Source organism: Sphingopyxis sp. DBS4, assembly GCF_024628865.1.
Classification (GTDB): Bacteria; Pseudomonadota; Alphaproteobacteria; order Sphingomonadales; family Sphingomonadaceae; genus Sphingopyxis.
The window spans coordinates 2,264,642-2,285,467 of record NZ_CP102384.1 but is presented as its reverse complement, the minus strand read 5'-3'; the positions used below and the strand labels follow the sequence as shown (position 1 = coordinate 2,285,467).

General features: G+C 66.9%; 15 protein-coding genes. 6 read left to right on the top strand and 9 right to left on the bottom strand.

Features of this window, described 5'->3' with window-relative positions:
• Positions 1–6: 6 nt before the first annotated feature.
• Positions 7–1,302 carry a glycoside hydrolase family 1 protein gene (locus NP825_RS10875; protein WP_257543284.1) on the bottom strand — a complete coding sequence of 432 codons (1,296 nt, stop codon included), beginning with the start codon at positions 1,300–1,302 and terminating at the stop codon, positions 7–9.
• Between the two features lie 116 nt (positions 1,303–1,418).
• Complete coding sequence (locus NP825_RS10870; RefSeq protein ID WP_257543282.1) at positions 1,419–2,108, bottom strand: TetR/AcrR family transcriptional regulator; 690 nt, start codon at positions 2,106–2,108, stop codon at positions 1,419–1,421.
• Positions 2,109–2,244: 136 nt separating this feature from the next.
• Between NP825_RS10870 and NP825_RS10865 the strand changes: the two genes are divergently transcribed.
• Entirely contained in the window at positions 2,245–4,461 is a 2,217-nt protein-coding gene (locus NP825_RS10865; RefSeq protein ID WP_257543280.1) for a TonB-dependent receptor, read from the top strand.
• Positions 4,462–4,477: 16 nt separating this feature from the next.
• Positions 4,478–5,698, top strand: a complete 1,221-nt coding sequence (locus NP825_RS10860; RefSeq protein ID WP_257543278.1) for an alpha/beta hydrolase — start codon at positions 4,478–4,480, stop codon at positions 5,696–5,698.
• Here the strand turns inward: NP825_RS10860 and NP825_RS10855 are convergent.
• Together NP825_RS10855 and NP825_RS10850 are read right to left on the bottom strand one after the other, a co-directional pair.
• Positions 5,653–7,179 (bottom strand): amino acid permease, encoded by a 1,527-nt coding sequence (locus tag NP825_RS10855; RefSeq protein ID WP_257543275.1) that lies wholly within the window; start codon positions 7,177–7,179, stop codon positions 5,653–5,655. The two genes, NP825_RS10860 and NP825_RS10855, sit on opposite strands and share 46 nt — an antisense overlap.
• Before the next feature lie 114 nt (positions 7,180–7,293).
• Positions 7,294–8,052 carry a helix-turn-helix domain-containing protein gene (locus NP825_RS10850; RefSeq protein ID WP_257543273.1) on the bottom strand — a complete coding sequence of 253 codons (759 nt, stop codon included), beginning with the start codon at positions 8,050–8,052 and terminating at the stop codon, positions 7,294–7,296.
• Between the two features lie 174 nt (positions 8,053–8,226).
• Here NP825_RS10850 and NP825_RS10845 point away from each other — a divergent pair, with 174 nt between their 5' ends.
• The 3 genes from NP825_RS10845 to NP825_RS10835 are packed head-to-tail and all read left to right on the top strand — an operon-like array spanning position 8,227 to position 10,758.
• Complete coding sequence (locus tag NP825_RS10845; RefSeq protein WP_257543271.1) at positions 8,227–9,192, top strand: alpha/beta hydrolase; 966 nt, start codon at positions 8,227–8,229, stop codon at positions 9,190–9,192.
• Positions 9,179–9,754: an FMN-binding negative transcriptional regulator gene (locus tag NP825_RS10840; RefSeq protein ID WP_257543269.1), complete on the top strand. Its 576-nt coding sequence runs from the start codon at positions 9,179–9,181 to the stop codon at positions 9,752–9,754. Before NP825_RS10845 ends, NP825_RS10840 begins: the two co-directional genes overlap by 14 nt.
• Positions 9,751–10,758 (top strand): histone deacetylase family protein, encoded by a 1,008-nt coding sequence (locus NP825_RS10835; protein ID WP_257543267.1) that lies wholly within the window; start codon positions 9,751–9,753, stop codon positions 10,756–10,758. Before NP825_RS10840 ends, NP825_RS10835 begins: the two co-directional genes overlap by 4 nt.
• A 50-nt stretch (positions 10,759–10,808) precedes the next feature.
• On the opposite strand, the gene NP825_RS10830 is transcribed toward NP825_RS10835, so the two are convergent.
• Positions 10,809–12,938 (bottom strand): TonB-dependent receptor, encoded by a 2,130-nt coding sequence (locus NP825_RS10830; RefSeq protein ID WP_257543265.1) that lies wholly within the window; start codon positions 12,936–12,938, stop codon positions 10,809–10,811.
• 312 nt (positions 12,939–13,250) lie between these two features.
• Here NP825_RS10830 and NP825_RS10825 point away from each other — a divergent pair, with 312 nt between their 5' ends.
• Complete coding sequence (locus tag NP825_RS10825; RefSeq protein ID WP_257543263.1) at positions 13,251–15,425, top strand: S9 family peptidase; 2,175 nt, start codon at positions 13,251–13,253, stop codon at positions 15,423–15,425.
• Positions 15,426–15,441: 16 nt separating this feature from the next.
• On the opposite strand, the gene NP825_RS10820 is transcribed toward NP825_RS10825, so the two are convergent.
• The 4 genes from NP825_RS10820 to NP825_RS10805 are packed head-to-tail and all read right to left on the bottom strand — an operon-like array spanning position 15,442 to position 20,825.
• Positions 15,442–16,719 carry an alanine racemase gene (locus NP825_RS10820; RefSeq protein ID WP_257543259.1) on the bottom strand — a complete coding sequence of 426 codons (1,278 nt, stop codon included), beginning with the start codon at positions 16,717–16,719 and terminating at the stop codon, positions 15,442–15,444.
• The gene (locus tag NP825_RS10815) at positions 16,712–18,127 is read right to left on the bottom strand and encodes a D-arabinono-1,4-lactone oxidase (RefSeq protein WP_257543257.1); all 1,416 of its coding nucleotides are present in this window, start codon (positions 18,125–18,127) and stop codon (positions 16,712–16,714) included. Before NP825_RS10815 ends, NP825_RS10820 begins: the two co-directional genes overlap by 8 nt.
• Positions 18,127–18,477 (bottom strand): cytochrome c5 family protein, encoded by a 351-nt coding sequence (locus NP825_RS10810; RefSeq protein ID WP_257543255.1) that lies wholly within the window; start codon positions 18,475–18,477, stop codon positions 18,127–18,129. The genes NP825_RS10815 and NP825_RS10810 overlap by 1 nt, the downstream gene beginning before the upstream one ends.
• Complete coding sequence (locus NP825_RS10805; RefSeq protein WP_257543253.1) at positions 18,477–20,825, bottom strand: TonB-dependent receptor; 2,349 nt, start codon at positions 20,823–20,825, stop codon at positions 18,477–18,479. The genes NP825_RS10810 and NP825_RS10805 overlap by 1 nt, the downstream gene beginning before the upstream one ends.
• Position 20,826 lies beyond the last annotated feature (1 nt).

Here is a 20,826-nt window from a genome sequence, read left to right as displayed (position 1 = left end):
CGTCGATCAGGCGAGCCCGCCGCGTTTGGCGATGGCGCCGAGGAAGCGCGCCGAGGGTTTCGGAATACGGCGGAACGTCCCGGGCTCGACCGCTACCAGGCCGAATTTCGGCCGATAGCCGGCAACCCATTCCCAATTGTCGAGCAGCGACCAGTGGATATAGCCGCGCAGGTCGATGCCGTCGGCAAGGCAGCGTTCGACCCCCGCCACGGCGCCTTCGATATAGGCGATGCGGCGCCGGTCGTCCTCGGTCGCGACGCCATTCTCCGTCACGTAGAGCGGGCGGTCGGTGCGGCCCGCGACCAGCCGGATCGCGCCCTCGATGGCGCCCGGGGTGAAGGCATAGCCCATTTGCGTGACCTCGATGCCCGGCGCGGGCGGAACGTCGGCATCGGGCCCGACTTCGCCGCCGGTATAGGTCTGGATGCCGACGAAATCGCCCGGCGCGGCGAGCCAGCGGTCGAGCATCTCGGCCTGTTTGCGCTTCAGGCCGCGGTCGTCGCCACCGGCGGCGGTGTCGGCGGGAATGGCCAGCGACAAGCCGATGGGGAAAGCGGCCCCGGCGGCACGCATTGCCGTAATCGCCTGCGTGTGAGCCGCGACGATGCCGTCATATTGGCGGTCGCCCGCGAGCATCGGGCTCGACCAGTTCGGGGCATTTTGCGCGACACCCGCTGCTTTCTGCGCAGCCTCGATATAGGGGCGGTATTGTTCGGACAGCCCGCTCCAGCGGACCACGGTCGCGAGATTGGGTTCGTTGAAGGTGATCGCGAGATGAATCCTGTCGCCCATATGCTGGACGACACGCGCGCAATGGGCGGCGAACGCCTCGACGTTGGCGGGATCGGCAAAGCCCCCGCTCGCGGCGACCCAGCGCGGGACGGTGAAATGGCTGAGCGTGACGACCGCCTTCATCTTGCGGCGTTCGCAGGCTTCGAGAACGCGCCGGTAATAGGCGAGCGCCGCTTCGGAAATCTGCCCGCGCTCGGGCTCGATCCGCGCCCATTCGATGCCGAAGCGATGGGTGTTGAAGCCGAGCGAGGCCGACAGCGCGATGTCTTCGTCGAAGCGGTGATAGACGTCGCAGGCGTCGCCCGACTTGTCCGCGAAAATCGGCGGCACGACATGCTCCATGACCCACAAATCGCTGGCGACGTTCGCGCCCTCGACCTGATAAGCGGCGCCGGCCGTGCCCCAAAGGAACCCGGCGCGCCCTTTGCCGGGTGCGGCCGTCGCCGGTCCGGCCATCAGCACCGCCCCTGCCGCGCTGCCGGCCATGCCCAGAAAGTCACGACGTTCCATATATTCTCCACTTACGGTCAGTTTAGACTGTAAATGGATGGTTTGCCGATGGGAAGCAAGGGAAATCGGGGCCCCGGTGGTGACCGGGCGGGAATGCGAAACCGGCTGCGCCGACCTTATGGCGTCGCTGCCGCGCCGGATTGTTTCGGTTTTGCGTAGGGGCGGGGAGGGGGGAGGGCGCCGTCGAGCGCCGGGGAAAAGATGGCCGCCACCACCTCCGCCAGCCGGTCGATTCCCTGCGGCAGCGGCGCGCCGGCATGCGACCAGTAGAGCCACAGGCTGGAATTCAGGAAGAAGGCATGCAGCGCGAGGTCGAACAGGGCATCGTCGGGCCATGGCGAACCCAGCGTGCGCAAATGCCTCGCCAGCGTGCGGGCCTGTCCGGCCGCATGGCTGCGCGCGATATCCTTGAGGGCCGGGAAATAATCGGCGGCTTCCTCCATCACCAGATCGTAGCCCGATGCCGCTTCGCGCGCCTTGACGTCGTGAATCCAGCGCCGGACGCCTTCGCGCCAGTCGCCGGCGACGGGTTCGATCGGCGTTTCGACCATCGCCCGGATACCGGCAAGCTTGCCCTCGTAGAGGGCGAGGATGATCGATTCCTTGTTCGGATAATAATGATAGATGGCGCCGATCGACACGCCCGCCTCGGCCGCGATCGCGGGCGTGGTGATATGCGCGGGACCGTCGCGCCGCAGGACACGCTCGGTCGCGTCGATGATGTCGGCGATGCTCTGCCGCCCGCGCGCCTGCGTCGGCTGCTTGCGTTGCCTGATCGATTTCGCGGATGTCGCGCGCTTTGCCACATGGTCCTCCCTTGCCGGCCAGAGTGTCGTCCCGTTCCCGCCCAGTCAATCTTGCATCAAAAACAGAAACCGAATAATGTTTCGGTAATGACTCGGAGCCGATCCGGCAACCGGGCGGATGAGGGAGAAGAAGGGCGTGAAAAATATCAATTTGAACCAGCGACTTGCGTGGATGGCTTCGGGCGCGATGCTGTGCATCGCCCAGCCCGCGGTGGCGCAGGATGCCGAGGGGGCCGATTCGGCGAGCGATCATTCGGGCGACATCATCGTCACCGCGCAGCGGCGCGAACAGCGGCTGATCGACGTGCCGAGCTCGGTCGCGTCGGTCGACAGCGAGACGATCCGCAACCTCAGCGTCCAGAATGTCTCCGACCTCGCGACGCACGTTCCCAATCTTCAGATCAATTCGTCGACCTCGCTCGGCTCGACGATCATCATCCGCGGCGTCGGCGCCAGCAGCCGCAACATCGGCTTCGACGCGCGCGTCGGCGTCTATCTCGACGGCGTCTATCTGGGGCAGTCGCCGGCGCTGAACCAGGAACTGGTCGACCTCGAACGCGTCGAGGTGCTGCGGGGGCCGCAGGGCGCGCTGTTCGGCAAGAACACCGTCGCGGGGGCGATCAACCTGATCTCGCGCCCGCCGAGCTTCGACACCGAGGCCCATGTCAGCGTCCGTATCGGCAATTATGACGAGCGGCAGGCGACCGCGCGGCTCAATCTTCCCGTATCGGATACCGCCGCGGTCAGTTTCTCGGTCAATCGGTCGAAGCGCGACGGCTTCACGACCAATGTCTTCGACGACAGCACGGTCGGCACCCGCAACGTCACCTCGTGGCGCGGACAGCTTCGGTGGGACGCGACGCCGCAGTTCAGCGTCCGGCTGACCGCCGACGGGCTGCGCGCGCGCGAAATCGCCGAATATGGCAATGCGATCACCGACACGTTCGGAACCGCGCTGTCGCCGCTCTATGAGCAGCCGCGCAAGGTCGATCTCGACGCGCGCAATATCGACCGGCGCGATGTCTATGGCGCCGCGCTCGAGCTTTCCTATGCGATCGACGACGGGCCGACCTTGCGCTCGATCACCGCGTGGCGCTCGACAAAGTTCGCGAGCGAGAACGACCTCGACTATTCGCCCGCCGATTTCCTGACGGTCGATTTCTCCGACCGCTATCGCCAATGGACGCAGGAATTTCAGCTATTGTCGGGCAAGGGCGGGCCGCTCGACTATGTTTTCGGCCTCTATCTCTATCAGCAGGACGCGCGGACCGCGCGCGCGGCGCGCGCCGGCTCGCTCGGCCCGCTGCTCGGCGTCGCGCCCGGCGCCGAACTGCCGACGACGGGCGAATTGCGCACCCGCAACGTCGCGCTCTATGGCAATGCCGAATATGAGCTCATCGACCGCCTGACCCTCGGCCTCGGCTTTCGCTGGTCGTGGGAAGAAAAGCGCGTCGATTACAGCATCGACGGCAGCGCCTTCCCGCTCGGCCTCGCGACCGGGCGCTTTCAGGACAAGCGCAGCGACCATGATTTCTCGCCGACGGTGACATTGACCTATGAGTTGATGCCGCGGCTCAACGTCTTCGCGCGCTACGCCCAGGGCTACAAGAGCGGCGGCTACAATCTCGACTTCGTCGGCGCCGAGATATTTCCCGGCTCGCTCGAATTCGCGAAGGAGAGCGTTTCGTCGTTCGAGGGCGGGGTCAAGGGCGACCTGTTCGATCGCAGCCTGCGCTTCAGCCTGACCGCTTTCGACACGCGCTTCGACGATTATCAGGTCGACCAGTTTCAGGACATGGGCGACGGGGTGACCGCGATCGTGATCGGCAACGCGTCGAAGGTGCGCAGTCGCGGCGTCGAGTTCGAGGCGTCGCTCCGCGCGAGCGACCGGCTCGATTTCACGCTGGGCGCGGGCTATCAGGACACGATCTTCACCAGCTTCCCCGGCGGCGGGGCGGGCGGCGGCGACGCCTCGGGCAAGCGCATGCCCGGCGCGTCGAAATTCCAGAGCCAGATCGGCGCCGATTACCGGCTGCCGCTCGGGTCCGAGCTGCAACTCGCGCTGCACGCCGACCATACGCACCGCAGCGCCTATTATACCGACATCGGCAACGACCGCACCATCGCCATCGGCGGGATGACCATCCCCTACGACCGCGTGCCCGCGACCGATTTCGTCAACGCGCGCATCGCGCTCGGCCGCGCGGACCGCGGCTGGGAGGTCGCGCTCTGGGCGCGCAACCTGTTCGATGCGCAGGCGATCTTCAACTACGGCAAAGACTTCTTCGGCACCCGCACCCGCACCTATGCGCCGCCGCGCACTTGGGGCGTCGAACTCAGCGCATCATTTTGAACAGGGAGAGGACAGGATGAAACGCCCGCTTTTTGCTGCCTTGTCGGCTTTGATGCTCACCGCGAACGGACCCGCTCCCGCGCCCGAGGCACTGCTGTCGCCGACCGACATCGAACTCACCGCGCCCGAAAAGGCCGAGATCGCGCTCGGGTTGAAACCCGACGCCTGGTTTGCGGCGCAACTTCGCGGCCCGCGCGAGCGGATCGACGGCCAGCTCCTCAATCCGAAAACCCAGTTTCTGGCGGAAAGGAGCCGAGAGCGCGGCGCGGATAGCGAAGCCGACCTGCTCGCGGCCTTCGACACGCCGGAAAAGCGGGCGAAGATTCGCGCATCGGTCGATCGCGAATGGCGGATCCACACCGCGCTTACCGCCGACATGGCATCGGTTCGCGACGCCGTCGTGCCGGGTCGTGGCGGCCCGATCCCGGTGCGCGTCTATCGCCCGGTGACGACCCGCGACGGGCCGCTCCCCGTGCTCGTCTATTATCATGGCGGCGGCTTCCTGTTCGGCAGCATCACCGCGATGGACCGCGTCGCGCGGCTGATCGCCAACGAGGCGGACAGCATCGTCGTCTCGGTCGACTATCGCCTCGCGCCCGAGCATCCCTTTCCGGCGCCGCAGGACGATGCCGAGGACGCCTTCCTCTGGGCGCGCGACCATGCCGCCGAATGGGGCGGCGATGCGGCGCGGGTCGGCGTCGGGGGCGACAGCGCGGGCGGTCATCTCGCGCTCGTCACCTCGCTGCGCCAGCGCGCGGCGGGGCGCCCGGTTCCCGCCTATCAGCTTCTCTATTATCCGGCGGTCACGCTCGATCAGGGCGACCCGTCGTACCGGCTTTTCGGGACCGGCTACGACCTGGACATTCCGTTCGTGAAGGCAGCGATCCGGCTCGCCTTTCCCGATCCGGCGACGCACAGCGCGCCCGGAAGCTGGGTGCTTGCCGAAAAATCACTCGCGGGGATGCCCGCGACGATCGTCGCGACCGCGGGCTTCGACCCGCTGCGCGATCAGGGGCGCGAACTGGCGCGGCGGCTCGAGCGGGACGGGGTCAGCGTGACCTATCTCAACTATGCCTCGCTCAGCCACAGCTTCCTCAACTGGTCGGGGCTAATCGACGACGCGCGCCACGCCGCGACGGTGACCGCCGCGCTGTTCGGCGACGCGATCCGCAGCCGCGACGTCGCGGCGCTTCAAACATCCAGGGGAGCGCCTCCCGCCGTGCGCGGGCGACCATAGAGAAGATAGAGCGCGGCGCCCGCGGCGATATAGCTTCCCAATATCGCCGCGGGAATCCACTCGCCGGAGGCCGCTTTCAACGCGATGTCGGTCAGCACCGGGGCGCCCATCAGGACGCACGAGAGCAGGGCGAGCACCGGTACCGTCCCGATCCATCGCCCGCGCAGGCGAATGCCGCCGAAGGGAACGCGAAAGGGCCGCGGCAGGTCGGGATGGCTGTTGCGCAGCACGATCACCGCGATCGCGACGGTCATGAAGACGCACAGGGTGCCGAGGCTGACGAGGTCGGCGAGCAGCGATATCGGCAGGACCGCGGCGGCCACGGCCGAAATCATCGCGACCGAGATCGTCGCGGCGACCGGGGTGCGATAGCGCGGATGCAGCCGGGCGAGCGCCGGGGGCAACAGCCCGTCGCGGGCGATGGCGTGACAGATGCGCGACTGCGCATAGGTGTTGACCAGCAGGACCGAGCCGAGGCCGGCGAGCGCCCCCACCTTGATGACCACCGCGAAGACCGGCATGCCGATCGCGTTCACCGCGATCGCGATCGGATCGGGAACGTCGAGCGCGCGATAGGAGACGATGCCGGTCAGCGTCAGCGCGACCGCGACATAGAGCAGGGTGCTGGCGATCAGCGCGCCGACGATGCCGATCGGGACGTCGCGTTGCGGCCGGCGCGCCTCGGCCGCCGCCGCGGCCACCGCCTCGAAACCGAGATAGGAGAAGAAGAGGATCGACGCGGCGCGGAACACGCCCTCGATCCCGAAGCGGAATCCGCCTTCATTGACGGGGATGAAGGGCGTGAGGTTTGCCGCATCGATGTGGCGTGCGCCGACGATCACGAACCCGGTCAGCACCCCGATCTTGACGACGACGAGCAGCGCGTTGATCGCCGCCGAATGGGCGACGCCGCGGATCACCACGAGCATGGCGGCGACAAGCGCCGCCACCGCGACGAGGTTGAGACCGCCGCTGACTGCGAAGGACAGCCCGTCGGGGCCCGCGACGGCCAGCAGCCACGGCGTCGCGGCCGCCTTGGGAATGGTCAGGCCGAAATCGCCGAGCAGGCTGGTGAAATAGCCCGAGAAGCCGACGGCGAGCGCCGATCCGGCGAGGCCGAATTCGAGCATCAGCATCCATCCCAGCCCCCACGCGAACCCCTGGCCGAGCACCGCATAGGCATAGGAATAGGAGGCGCCCGAGGCGGGCAGGACCGACGCCAGTTCGGCATAGCAGAGGCAGACGAGCAGACAGGCGAAGGCGGCGATGACGAAGGACAGCGCGACCGCCGGCCCGGCATGGTGCGAGGCCGCCGTCCCGGTCATGACGAAGACGCCCGCCCCGACGATGCAGCCGATCCCGATCATGACGAGCTGGAACGGCCCCAGCGTCCGGTGCATCGCCGCCGTTTCGCATTCGCGCCGGATCGCCTCGACCGACTTGCGCCGCGATGGCGCCTTGCCCGATGGTGCCTCGCTCATTGTCTTTCTCTCCCGCAGGGATTGCGGAAGCGAAGATTATGCGGCCCGCCCTGGCCGGCGCCAGCGAACGGGCGGAATATCGTCGGGAACGGGCGCTATTGCGGGGAAAGGGCGCTATTGCTTCAGATACTGGCTCGGTGGAACGCCGAAGGCGCGGCGGAACATCGCGGCGAAACCGCTGGGGCTGTCGTAGCCGACGTCATAGGTGACGCGGGTGATCGAGGCGCCCGCGGCGAGCATCGACAGCGCCTCCATCAGCCGCACCTGCTGGCGCCACACCGCAAGGCCCATTCCCGTTTCCTGCTTGAAGCTGCGCGTGAAGGTCCGGCGTCCCATCGCGGCGAGCCGCGCCCAGTCGTCGATGTCGCGCGGGTCGGCGGGATCGGACAGGATGGCGTTGCAGACGCGCAGGAGGCGCGGGTCGGTCGGCATCGATACCTGATAGGGGGCGTTGGGCATCCGCGCGATCTCGTCGAGCAGCAGCTCGACGATGCGTCCCTCGCGCCCGCCGATGTCGTAGAGCGGGGGGAAATCCACAACCTCGAGAATCAGCGATTTCACGAGGTTCGACACTTCGAACACGCGGCATATGCGGTCGCGGTCGCTGGCACTGTTCGGCAGATAGAGCGTCCGCAGCGAAACCGGGCCGCGGCACGCGACCTCGTGCTTCATTCCGGCGGGAAGCCAGATCGCGCGCTGCGGGGGGATGACGAAGCTGGTTTCGGGGGTCCGCACCGACATGACGCCGGTCGAGGCATAGAGGATCTGGATATGATCGTGGCTGTGCATCGGATCGATATATCCCGCGGGATATTCGTCCTGCAGCGCCATCACCGGCCGCGCCGTCCGCAGGATGTCGATGCTGTGCTTCATGGCCCAATTCCCACATATGTTGGCTAAGCCTATCTTACAGGCCAGAGCCGCTTCTGGCCAGATGCGGCGGCGGCAATGGCCTGACCCGCACGGTGATTGGCCCGATCGGGCGATAGGGGCGCGATCGCGGGCGCTATCAGCCGGAGGAGCAGCAAAGCGGAGAGGAAAATCCATATGCCCGATGGCTTGAGCGTGGCGCAGGGCGACAGGATCGACGTCGATGTCCGGCGCTTCGTCGACGGGATCGCCGCCGCTTATGCCGAGCAGGGCGCGTCCGCCGGAGGCGGCCTGACGGAGCGCCGCGCGATTGCCGAGCGCGTCCGCCGTCCGTGGCGCGAGGGTGGCCCGATCATGGCCGAAAGCGCTGATATGGATATGGACGGCATCCGGCTGCGCCTCCACCGGCCGGTCGCGGGCGAGAAGCTGCCCGTCATGCTCTATATCCACGGCGGCGGCTGGGTGCTGTTCAGCGTCGATACGCACGACCGGCTGATGCGCGAATATGCGGCGCGCGCGGGCATCGCGGTGATCGGGATCGATTACAGCCGGGCGCCCGAAAGAAAATTTCCCGTCGCGCTGGAGGAATGCGCCGCGGCGCTCGACTGGATCGCGGCGCGGGCCGAGGCGTTGAACCTCGACGCTGCGCGTATCCTTATCGGCGGCGATTCGGCGGGCGCCAATCTGTCGGTGGCGACCTGCCTGCTCCGGCGCCAGCGCGGCCAGTCGCTGCCCGCCGGGATGCTCCTGAACTACGGCGCCTTTGCGCCCGAGCACACGCCGAGCTATGCCCGGTTCGGCGATGGCAGCTATTCGCTGGAGGCCGACGAGATGGACGCTTTCTGGACCGATTATGTCGATGGGCCCGAACGCTTCGCCGACCCGCTGGTCGCGCCGCTGCGCGCTGACCTGACGGGGCTGCCGCCGGCCTTCATGGCGATCGCCGAATGCGACATATTGGCCGACTGCAACCATGCGTTCGCGTCGCGGCTCGGCGAAGCGGGGGTGCCCGTCCGCGCCGTCACCTATGCGGGGGCGACGCACAGTTTCCTCGAGGCGGTATCGATCGCGCCGCTTGCCGCGCGCGCCTTCGACGAGCAAGCGGCGTGGATAAGGGAGATCGTCGGGAATGATTCGCTGTGAACCCAGAGAAGCGGCCGATGTCGCGCGGCTGATTGCCGACTATCCGCTGGCCTGGGCCGTATCGCGTGCCTTTCATGCGAGCCCGCTGCCACTGATCGCCGAAACCGATGTCGACGGCCGCGTTACCGCGCTTTTCGGCCATTGCGGGCGGCGCAATCCGCTGGTGGCCGATTTCGCCGCCGACCGGCGCGGGCTGGTCCTGTTCAACGGGCCGCAGGGCTATGTTTCCCCGTCGCTGCTGTCGCAGCCCGACTGGGCGCCGACCTGGAATTATGCGGTGCTGCGCTTTGTCGTCGATGTCGATATCGTCGAAGACGAGACGCTCGACGCGCTCGATCGGCTCGCGGCGCACCTCGAGGGCGATCGCTGGTCGACCGATCGGGTCGGACCGCGTCGCGAGACCTTGCTGCAGCACATCGTCGCCTTTCGCGCGCACGTCGTGTCGGTCGAGACCGGCTTCAAGCTGGGGCAGGACGAAAGCCGCACGGGTTTCGCCGAAATCGTCGCGGGCCATCCCGACCGCACGCTTGCGGCGTGGATGGAGGAGCAGGCGCGGCCGTGAAACTTTTCTTCGACGAACGTCAGACCGCCCACGCGCCGCTTCGCGAACTGCACAACGGCGACTGGGTGCCGTTCGCCGAAAATGTCGAGCGGCCGCGCTCGATCGTCGCCGCGCTGGACGATTGGCAGCCGGTGCGCGATTTCGGCATGGCGCCGCTGCTTGCGGTGCATGACGCCGATTATCTGGGCTTTCTGGAGCGCGCGCATCGCGACTGGATCGCCGCGGGGCGGAGCGGCGACGCGATCGGCTACACCTTTCCCATCCGCCGCCGCCGTCCGCTCGGCTTCGGCCGGATCGATGCCGAACTCGGCGCTTACAGCTATGATGCCGGCACCCCGATCGCCGAAGGAACCTGGCTGTCGGCCTATTGGTCGGCGCAGGGCGCGCTGACCGGGCTCGACCATCTGGCGACGAGCGGGGAGGCGCATGCGTTCGTGCTCTGCCGCCCGCCCGGCCATCATGCCGGGCGCGATTATATGGGCGGCTATTGCTACCTCAACAATGCCGCGATCGCCGCGCGCGCGGCGCAGGCGCGCGGGCTGGGGCCGGTGGCGATCCTCGACATCGATTATCACCACGGCAACGGCACGCAGGACATCTTCTACGCAGACGGCGATGTCTTCTTCGCCTCGATCCACGCCGATCCGCGCACCGACTATCCCTTTTACTGGGGCCATGCCGACGAGCGCGGCGAGGGGGCGGGCGAGGGGACGACGCTCAATCTGCCGCTGCCGCGCGGCACCGACGGCGCGGCCTATCGCCCGGCGCTCGGCACGGCGCTGACCGCCATCGCGGATTGGGGTACGAAGCTGCTGATCGTCTCGTTCGGCGCGGACACCCACCGCAGCGACCCGATTTCGAGCTTCGCGCTGGAGCGCGAGGATTATGGCGAGCTGGCGCAGGCGATCGGGGGACTGGGCGTTCCGGTGCTGATCGTGATGGAGGGCGGCTATGCCGTCGGCGATCTCGGCGCCAACGTCGCGGCGTTTCTTTCCGGCTTCTGAAACAGAAAAAGGCCGCCCCGCCAATCCGGCGGGGCGGCCTCTCTACGCGCTTAGTTCAGGCTGAAGCGAACCGTCGCGCCGATCGTGCGCGGCCGTTGCACCGACCCGGCGAACGAGAAGGGGGCGTTCAGGATACCATATTGGTCGAACAGATTCTTCGCGAACAGCCCGACCTCGATCCGATCGGCGACGGTGATCGACGCGTTCAGGTCGACGATGTGATAATCGCCTTTTTCGAGCGTCGCTCCGAACGCCACCGGCGCGCCCGACATATAGCGGTGCGACAGGTTGAAACGCGGCTTGAGCGGCGCGTCGGGGAAGGTCAGATCGACCGAGTTGGACAGTATCCACTCCGACGCGCCGGGCAGGCGGCTGCCCTTCGCATAGCCGCCGCCCGGCGCGAAGCTGTCGGGCAGCAGCGTCGACAGGCGGGCGTCGTTATAGGAGACGTTCGACGCGAAGGTCAGGTTGCGCGTCGGGCGCAAGGTCAGGCTGAGCTCGACGCCATCGACGTCGGCGCCGCCGCCGTTCACCGTATAGGCGTTGAAGTCGACCGGCGTGAACAGCCGCGCCTGGATGTTGTTCCAGTCGATATGATAAACGGTGATATCGGCGGTGAGCGTCTTGTCGATCAGGTCGAAGCGCGATCCGATTTCGTAATTCTTTGTCGTGTCGCTCGCAAAGGTCAGCGGCAGGCCGGGAACCGCGGCCGCATAGACGTTGATGCCGCCGATGCGGAAGCCTTCCGAATAGAGGGCATAGATCATCGCGTTGTCCGACGGCTTCCAGGTCAGCGAGACCTTCGGGATGAAGTCCGAATCCTTGCTGGTCCCCGGCGCGAAGTCGAACGGCGCGATCAGATTGGCGTTCGGCAGATATTGCAGCCGCGGGCTCGACCGATATTCGAACAGACGTCCGCCGACGGTCAGGGTCAGCGTGTCGACGATGTCGAACGAGGCTTCGCCGAAGATCGCCTTTTCGGTCACGCGATTGCTGCTGACCGTCCGCGTCGCGAGGTCGCCGGGCGCGAGCGTGTCGCCCGGCTGGCCGTCGAACTCGCCCGGATTGGCGTCGATATAGTCGGCGATCCCCTCGATATAGGTGCCGTCGGTGTTGGCCGACCGGAGGCGCGTGTAGTTGGCGCCGATCAGCCAGCGGAAGCGGCCGCCGTCGGGCGAGGCGAGGCGAAGCTCGGCATAGTCGGTCTTCGACTTGCCGACGCTGCTCGCGAGTTCGGGGGTGTTCGTACGCGGGTCGTTGCCGCCGAAGATCGAATTGTCGAACGCGAGGTTCGCCTTCTTCTCGGTATGGCTGCCGATCGCGGTCAGGGTCGCGAAGCCGAGATCCTGTTCCAGTTTCAGGCTGTGGAGCATGAAGCTGGTATCCTGGAACTCGGCGACGTTGGTCGCGCGGTCGAAGGTCTTGGGCGGGCCGAAGAGCACATAGGTCTGATCGTCGAGATCATATTCCTGATACATGCTGAGCGCCGAGATCGTCGTCGTCTCGGTCGGGGTGAAGACGATCGAACCGCGCAGGCCGCGCACCCGCAGGTCGTTGCTGCCATCCTTGCCGAGCAGCGTGTTGTCGAGATAGCCGGCGTCGACGCGCTGGAGTGCGACGAGGCGCACCGCGAGCTTGTCGGTCACGATCGGCAGGTTGACCATCGCCTTCGCGGCATAATTCACCTCGCCCGCGCGCCGGGTCGACGACAGGTCGCCCTCGAAGCCGAGGTCGAAGCGGCTCGGGTCGGCCTCGTTGACGACATAGTTGACGGCACCGCCGAGCGACGAAGAGCCGAAGAGCGTTCCCTGCGGGCCGCGTAGCACCTCGACGCGATTGACGTCGAAGCTGTCGACGTCGGGAATGACGAGCGGGAAGCCGGGCTCGATCAGCGGCACCTGGTTGAGATAATAGCCGGTCGTCGCCTGGTTCGCCTCATGATAGGTCGAGGAGGCGATGCCGCGGATCACGACTTCGGACACGCCGGGCTGATAGTCGTTGAAGACGACGCCCGGAACGCGGGTGATATAGTCGGACAGGCTTTGCGCGTTGATCTTCTGCAGCGTCGCTTCGCTGACCGCAGAGATCGATCCCGGAACGTCGCGGACCGACTGTTCGCGCTTGGTCGCGGTGACGACGATTTCGCTGTCGTCGGTGCTTGCCGCCGTATTTTGCGCCATCGCGGCCGATGTCTGCCCAAGGGCAAGCAAGGAAATGCCACAAACAACCGCGCCCTTAACCGATGCAAAGGACATTTTCGCCTCCCTCTTGGTAGAAAATTCCAATCGTGACGCTACCAGCTTCCCGGATCGTGTCGGCGAGGGTCGGGCCATTATATCATCCTATCGGGCCAGCGATCTATTGTATGAGGCGCCGTGGCGGGTGCGGATTTGCCCGATGGATGGATTGCGCGGCCTGATCGCCGCTGACAGGCCGCCAGCGTTCCATAAGCTGCGCCAGATACGAGAGTGCGGCACGGGAAGGGTCGAGTCATGGGCAAAGCGGATTTCGGGCGGCGGCGGTTTCTGGGGGCTTCGGTCGCCATCGCCGCGCTGGTGGCGGGACCGCTCGCGCGGGCGGCGGAAAAGGCGCGGCGCCTGGCCGGGCGCTGGCCCGCCATCGCGGCGCCGCAACCGCCGCGTATTTCGCACGAGATCGTCCAGCTCGGCCGCAAGCGTGACGATGTCTATAGCTGGATGAAATTCATTCCCGCCAAGGGCGAGCGCACGCGGACCAACCTGCCGAAGCCGGTCGCCGCGATGCTCGCGGCCGAGAGCGGCTATGCCGAGGCGATGCTGGAGCCGCTTGCGGACCTGCGCGGGGAACTGGCCGCGGCGATGCTCGCCCGCTCGGCGGGCGCGATCGCGGCGCCGCCGCTCGAACGCGACGGCTGGACCTATTCCTCCGCTGTCCCGCCGGGTGCGGTCCACGCCGTCTACAGTCGCCACAAGGGCGGCGGTGCAGAGGAAATTCTGCTCGACGAAGCGGCCCGCGCCGCGGGGCAGCCCTATTTCCGCAGCACAGCCCATCAGCCGAGCCCCGACCATCGCTGGTTCGTCTGGGCCGAGGATGTGATCGGCAACGACCGCCACCGCATCTGTATCCGCGACAATCGCGACGGGAGCGTCCGCACCCTCGTCGACAAGGATGCCTATGGCTATGGCGGGCTCGTCTTCGGTCCGTCGTCCGAGTGGGTCTTCTGGATCTGGCGCGACGCGCGCAATCGTCCGACCCGCCTCTATCGCACCGCGGTCGACGGCAAGGCGACCGAACTCGTCTATGAGGAGCACGACCCCGCGATCTTCATGGGCATCCGGCGCACCGCCGCGGACGGTTTCGTCGCGCTGACGCTGTCGGGGCCCGACACCGCCGAGGTCCGCCTGATCCGCGCCGGCGATGAAAGCGCGGAGCCGGTGGTCGTCTGGCCGCGCCGGCCGGGCGTGCTCTACGACATCGACGAATGGGAAGGCGATCTGGTCGCGACGACCGACGCCGACGATGCTTTCGACGGGAAGCTGCTGCGCCTCGATGCCGGGGATTTCAGGGTCAAGAGCGTGCTCGTCCCGCACCGGCCGGGGACGCCGATCCTGTCTGTCCATCCCTTCGCCAGGGGGCTGGTGCGGCTCGAGCGGATCGACGGTCAGCACAGCGTTGCGATCCTGCGCGCCGACGGCAGCGAAAGCCGCGTCGCCTTTCCCGATCCCGCCTATGCGATCGAAGTGCCCGCCGAGCAAAGCTATGGCGCGGCGGATGTGCTGATCGTCCACCAGTCGCCCAAATCGCCGCGGCGCTGGATCAAGGTCGGTCTGTCCGACGGCCGCCAGACGGTCGTGCAGCAACAGGCGGTCGCCCATTTCGACCCCGACGATTATGAGGTCGAACGGCTGTTCGCGCCCGCGCCCGACGGCGAGATGGTCCCGATCACCCTGTTGTCGCGGCGCGGCGCGCCGAAGGACGGCAGCACACCGCTGCTGCAATATGGCTATGGCGCCTATGGCGTGCCGAGCGATCCCGAATTTTCGATTCCCGCGCTGGCGCTCGTCGATCGCGGCTGGCGCTATGCGATCGCGCATGTGCGCGGCGGATCCGAAAAGGGGCGGCGATGGTTCCTCGGCGGGCGCAAGTTCACCAAGCGCAACAGCTTCACCGATTTCGTCGCCTCGGCCGAATATCTCGGCCGCGAAGGCTATACGGCGCCGGGCCGCGTCGTCGCTTTTGGCCTGTCGGCCGGCGGGCTGCTTGTCGGGGCGAGCATGAACATCGCGCCGACCCTGTGGGGCGGGGTGATCGCGAAAGTGCCCTTCGTCGACATGCTCAACACGATGAGCGACGCGAGCCATCCGCTCGTTCCGCTGTTCCGCCCCGACTGGGGCGACCCGCTCGCCGACCCGGCGGCCTATGATTATATCGCGTCGATCTCGCCCTATGAGAATGTGCGCGCCGCCGCCTATCCGCCGCTGCTTTGCACCGCGGGTCTCAAGGACGACCGTGTGTCCTATTGGGAGCCCGCGAAGCTGGTTGCCGAGGTGCGTTACCGGTCGACCAGCGGCAATCCCGCGATGCTGCTGACCAATATGGACAGCGGCCATCAGGGGAGCGGCGACCTCAAGAGCGAATATGCCGAGGCGGCGCTGTTCTGGGCCTTTGCGATGCGCTGCGTGGGGTGACGCGGCGCGGCGCCGGTCAGGCCGATATCGGGAAGGTCGGCCAGGTGCCCGTGATCGCCGCCCCGTCGAACAGCAGGATATCGCCGAATTGCAGGAAGACGGCCTCGCTCTGGTTCGGGCGGAAGAAGACGCGATCGTCGGGTTTCAGCGCCACGTGCGTCGATCCGGTCAGCATCTCCTGATTGCTCGACCGACCATAGAGGTCGCTGAACTGCAATCCCGGCGGCGATACCGGGGTCGCGAGCCAGTGACCGCCGTAGATGAAGAAGGCGCGCGCGGCGTTGGGGTCCATGAAGGTCAGCGGCCCGGTCAGCCATTCGTTGCCGGGCAGTTCCATGCGCTTCGCCTTAATCACCGGGGTCGCGATGAAGCTGGCGGGGACGTGACGGGCAAGCGAGGGGAGGTCGAAATCGGCCGGCTTGACGAAGGCCGATCCCACCGACACCTCGTTCGCGGCGGTGCCCTGCGCATGGCGCGCATAGGTCGGGCTGCCCGCGCCGTTGAGCGTCAGCGTCGCCGGATCGACGCCGAGCTTCTCGCGCAGCACGCCGGTCGCGGTGCGATAGAGCGCCTGCGACGCGGCATAGGCCTCGTCGGGATCGCTCATCTTGGGGACATGGGCATCATAGCCCATCAGGCCGCTCACGCTGACATGCGGTAAGGTGCGGGCGAGGTCGACCGCCGCCGCGAGCGATTGGCCGTCGGCGAAGCCGCCGCGATGGAGGCCGACGTCGATCTCCATATTGGCGCGCAGCTTGGCGCCGCGCGCTGCGGCGATGTCGGCATATTGCTTCAGCCGCGCGGGCGTGTCGATCAGCCACTGGATGCGGCCCGCCGCCTCGGCGCCGACCTTGTCGACCATCTCGGCATATTCCATCGCGGGCAGCGGCTTGCCGAGCAGCAGGTCGGCGTCGGGCCGCGCCGCCATGATGTCGAGCATCGCGCCGTTGAACACCATGAAGCGGTTCGTCGCCATGCCGCGCGCGACATGGTCGATCAGCCCGGTCGCGGGCAGCGACTTGACGACGACGCGCAGCGGCAGATTGGCGGGCTTCAGCGTCGCGCGCGCCGCGGCGATGTTGCGGTCGAGCCGCGCCTGGTCGATCACGAGCACCGGATGCGCGATCCCCGCCTTGCGGAGCGCCGCCGTCAGCGCGAGGAAATAGGCATCGTGGGCGCCGCCATGATCGCTCTTGCGCGAGGCGAGCACCGCCGCGCCGCCGACGACCGCGAGCCCGCCGCCGACCATCGCCGCGCGGCGGGTCCAGCGTTTTGTCCGTCCAGCGTCAGCCATCGAGGAAGATTCCCTTCAGATAATCGTTGAGCATCCGCCCCTCGGGGTCGAGCGCGCGGCGCACCTCGCCGGCCTCTTTCCAGCGCGGATAGAGCGCCGCAAGGTCGCGCGCCTTCAGGCTGTGGAGCTTGCCCCAGTGCGGGCGGCCGCCGTGGCGGCGGAAGATCGGCTCGACGATGCTGAAGAAGAAATCATGGTCCTCGCGGTAATAGGCGTGAACCGCGATCGACCCGCTCTCGCGCTGGTAGAAGGGCGACAGCCAGGCGTCGTCGGGCGCGATCACGCGCACCTCGATCGGGAAGAAGACGTCCTTGCGATGCTCCTCGATCGCGGCGATGACTTCGCGCAGCGCCGGAATCTGCGCCTCGATCGGCAGATGATATTCGCATTCGTTGAAGCGCACCGGCCGCTCGTTCGACAGCAGTTTCCAGCCTTCGTCGACCATCTCCTCGGGCGGAACCTTCGCCATCTCCTCCGCCGCGAGCTTGCGGCGCAGCGAGGGAGCGAATTCGAACCAGTCGCGAAGCTGTTTGAGGCCCATCAGCGTCTCGGTATCGGCGTCGGGGCCGCGCGGCTTGACCGGCCGGTCGGTGATGTCGTTGGTGATCACCGCCGAGTGGCCGGTGAAGGGCAGGACATAGAATTCGACGTTGCGGTGCTTCTGGCGCAGCGCCGGCCAATCCTCCAGAACCTCGTCGGTCGGGCGCACTTCGGTGCGCTTGAGGATGCGGTGGAGCGGCTGATTCTGGAGCGTGACCTGCGTCACGACGCCGAAAGCGCCCAGCCCGACGCGTGCGGCGTTGAACACCTCCGGGCGGGTGGCGGCGTCGCAGTCGATGATCTCGCCCGCCGGAGTCGCGATCCGCATCGCGACGACCGACCCGTGCACCGCCTGGATGCCGCGCCCGGTGCCGTGCGTCGCTGTACCGATCGCGCCCGCGATCGATTGCTTGTTGATGTCGGGGAGGTTGATCATCTCCTGCCCGATCGCCGCGAGCGCGGGGCCGAGATCGGCGAGGCGGGTACCGCCGCGCACCGTCGCCTGATTCTTCGCGGCGTCATGGCTGACCAACCCTGCCATGCCGTCGAGCGTCACCAGCGTGCCGTCGGTCGGCACCAGCGCCGTGAAGCTGTGTCCCGATCCCACCGGGCGCACCGGGGCGGGGGCCCTCGTCAGGATGGAGAGCAATTCCTCCTCGCTTTTCGGCGCGCCGCGCTTTTCGGGATAGCTGTGCGCGATGCCCGACCAGTTCGACCAGAGGAGATGACCCTTGGCGTCCTGCGTTGCCAAGGCCGCGGGTTCGCGGTCGCGCAGCCAGTTGCGCCCGGCCAGGCCGCCGGCGCCGATCGCGCCGACCCCGATGACGCTGCCCCCCGCGATCAGCGCACGTCGCGTTACCTTGCCCATCAATTCCTCCCCGCCATGAAGCGAATAAGCGCCTTATAATCATCGGGCGCGCACGAAAAACACTGCCCGCCTGCGGGCATTCCGTTGAGGCCCTGGACCGCGCTGGCGAGCAGCGCATCCTCGCCCTTCGCCCAGCGCTTGTCCCACTGGGTGCGGTCGCCGGTGAGCGGCGCGCCGGTGTCGGCGACCGTGTGGCACGACTTGCACGCCTGGTCGTAGAGGCCCGCGATGCGCGCGTCGGCGGGCTTCAGCGCCGCGCTCTCCTCGGGCGTCAGCGGCTTTGCCGGCGGCGGCTCCGAATGGCAGGCCGCCAGCAGCAGCGCCGCAGGCAGAAAGCGGAGCGCGCGCATCAATATTTGACCCGGAATTCGACGCCGAACATCCGCGGTTCGCCGCGGAACTGTTCGATGAAACCGAAATCGGAAAGGTCGACGGCGTAGTTGATATATTTCTTGCGCGTCAGGTTGCGGCCGAACACCGCCGCTTCCCAGCGCCCGTCCTCATCCTTGAGCGCGATGCGCCCGCCGAGCAGCCAATAGCCCTGCTGCTTGAGGAGGGGGCTGTTGTCGGCGGAGAAATATTGGCCGCTGCGATAGGAGGCCGAGGGCTGGAACGCGATCGCCAGCTTATCCGACACCGGCACCTCGTAATTGGCGGTGCCGCTGAAGGTCACGGTCGGCGACAGCGCGAGCCGGTTGCCCGAATAGTCGGCGGTCGCGGTGACGAAATCCTTCACCTCGGTGTCGAGCAGGCCCAGGTTGAGCGTAATGTCGAAGCGGTCGGCGGGCTTGGCGATCAGCTCGAACTCGGCGCCATAGATGGTCGCATTCGCGGCATTGTCGAGCAGCGACAGCGGAATCGCGCCGGTGTTGATCAGCGTATAGAGCTGAAGATCCTTATAGTCGTAATAGAAGGCCGCGGCGTTGAAGCGCAGGCGGCGGTCGAACAGGGTCGACTTCAGCCCGATTTCATAGGCGGTCAGCGTCTCTTCGTCGAACGGCTGCGCCTGCAACGCCGCTTCGGCGGGGTCGAAGCTCAGGAAGCCGCCGTTGAAGCCGCCGCTCTTGAAGCCCGTCGAGATGCTCGCATAGGCCATCACGTCGGGCGCGATGTCGTAATCGAGCCCGATTTTGAACGAGACGTTCTTGAACGATTTGCGGTTGTCGAAGGCATAGAGCGGGATGATGCCGCCGGGGATCGGCGCGACGGTGACGGCGCCTTCGCCGCCTTCCTCGTCGGGCACGATGATGCTGTTCTCCTCCAGCCGGGCCTCGGCGAGGAAGCGCTTGCGCTCGTAATTGTAGCGGCCGCCGATGGTCGCGCGCAGCGCCGGGGTCAGTTCGATCTCGGCCTGGCCGAAGATCGACGCCGCATTGGTGGTCTGGCGATTGAGCGTGCGCGAGAAGAGCACGGGGATGCCGCCCGTCGCCAGTCCGTCGGGATCGCCCGCGCCGTCCGGCAGGGCGGCGCGCACCTCGCCGAACAGGTCGCCGGTCTGGTTCTGGTTCAGCGTCTCGTGCAGATAATAGCCGCCGACCACCCAGTTGACCCCGCCACCCGTGCCCGACAGGCGCAGTTCCTGCGTGAAGGCCTTCGACCGCACGCCATAGTCGATGTCGAGAAGGCGGAACGGGCTGGCGTCGGTGTCCTCGCGGTGCAGCTTGTCGTTCCAGTCATAGGCCGAGATCGACGTCAGCGTGATGTCGCCGAAATGCCAGTTGAGCCGCGCCGACGTGCCCCAATTCTTGACCACCAGCCGGTCGCTGCGGTCGTAATTGCCGTCGTAGAAGCCTTCGGGGCTGACATAGCCGAAGACGTTGCCGCACTGGTTCGCCATGATCGCATCGGGCGCGCAGGGCGTCGTGAAGCCGGTGTCGGGATCGAGCAGGCCGAGGCTGCGATATTGCGGCGAGCGGACGTCGACCTTGCCGCCGTGGACGTTGAGCAGCGCGTCGAAATTGTCGGTGATATCGAGGGCCAATTGGCCGCGCAGCGCAAAGCTGCCCTGGCCGTTCTCGCGGCGGCCGGTCAGCAGATTGTGGACATAGCCGTTCGAATGGGTGCCGGTGCCCGAGATGCGGAAGCGCACGGCGTCGGAGATCGGCCCGCCGATCGCGGCTTCGCCGGTGATCGTGTCGAACGAGCCATAGGAGAGCGAGGCCTGCGCCTGGAAATCCCGGCTCGGCTTTGCGGTGATGAAGTTGATCGCGCCGCCGGTGGCGTTGCGGCCATAGAGCGTGCCCTGCGGACCCTTCAGCACCTCGACGCGGTCGAGGTCGAAAAGCTGGAAGGTCTGCGCGCCGGGGGAGGCGATATAGACTTCGTCGACATAGACGCCGTTCGGCCCGGCGTTGTTGCTATTGGTGTCGGCAAGCCCGACGCCGCGGATATAGATCAGCGGCTGGTTGCCTTCGCCGCCGGGCAGGCCGATTTCGAGGTTCGGAACGACGCCCGCGATGTCCGAGCTCGACTGAATGCCGAGGTCGGCCATGGTGTCGCCCGAGAAAGCAGTGACCGCGACCGGCACGTCCTGCAAATTCTGTTCGCGGCGCTGCGCGGTGACGACGATGTCGCCGATGCCCTCGCCGGATTCGGCGACACTTCCTTGATCCTGCGCCGTGGCGACGGCCGGTGCGGACATCGCGGCGATCGCCAGCACGGCGACGGAGAATCGCAGTTCACCCTTGAATTTCGACATT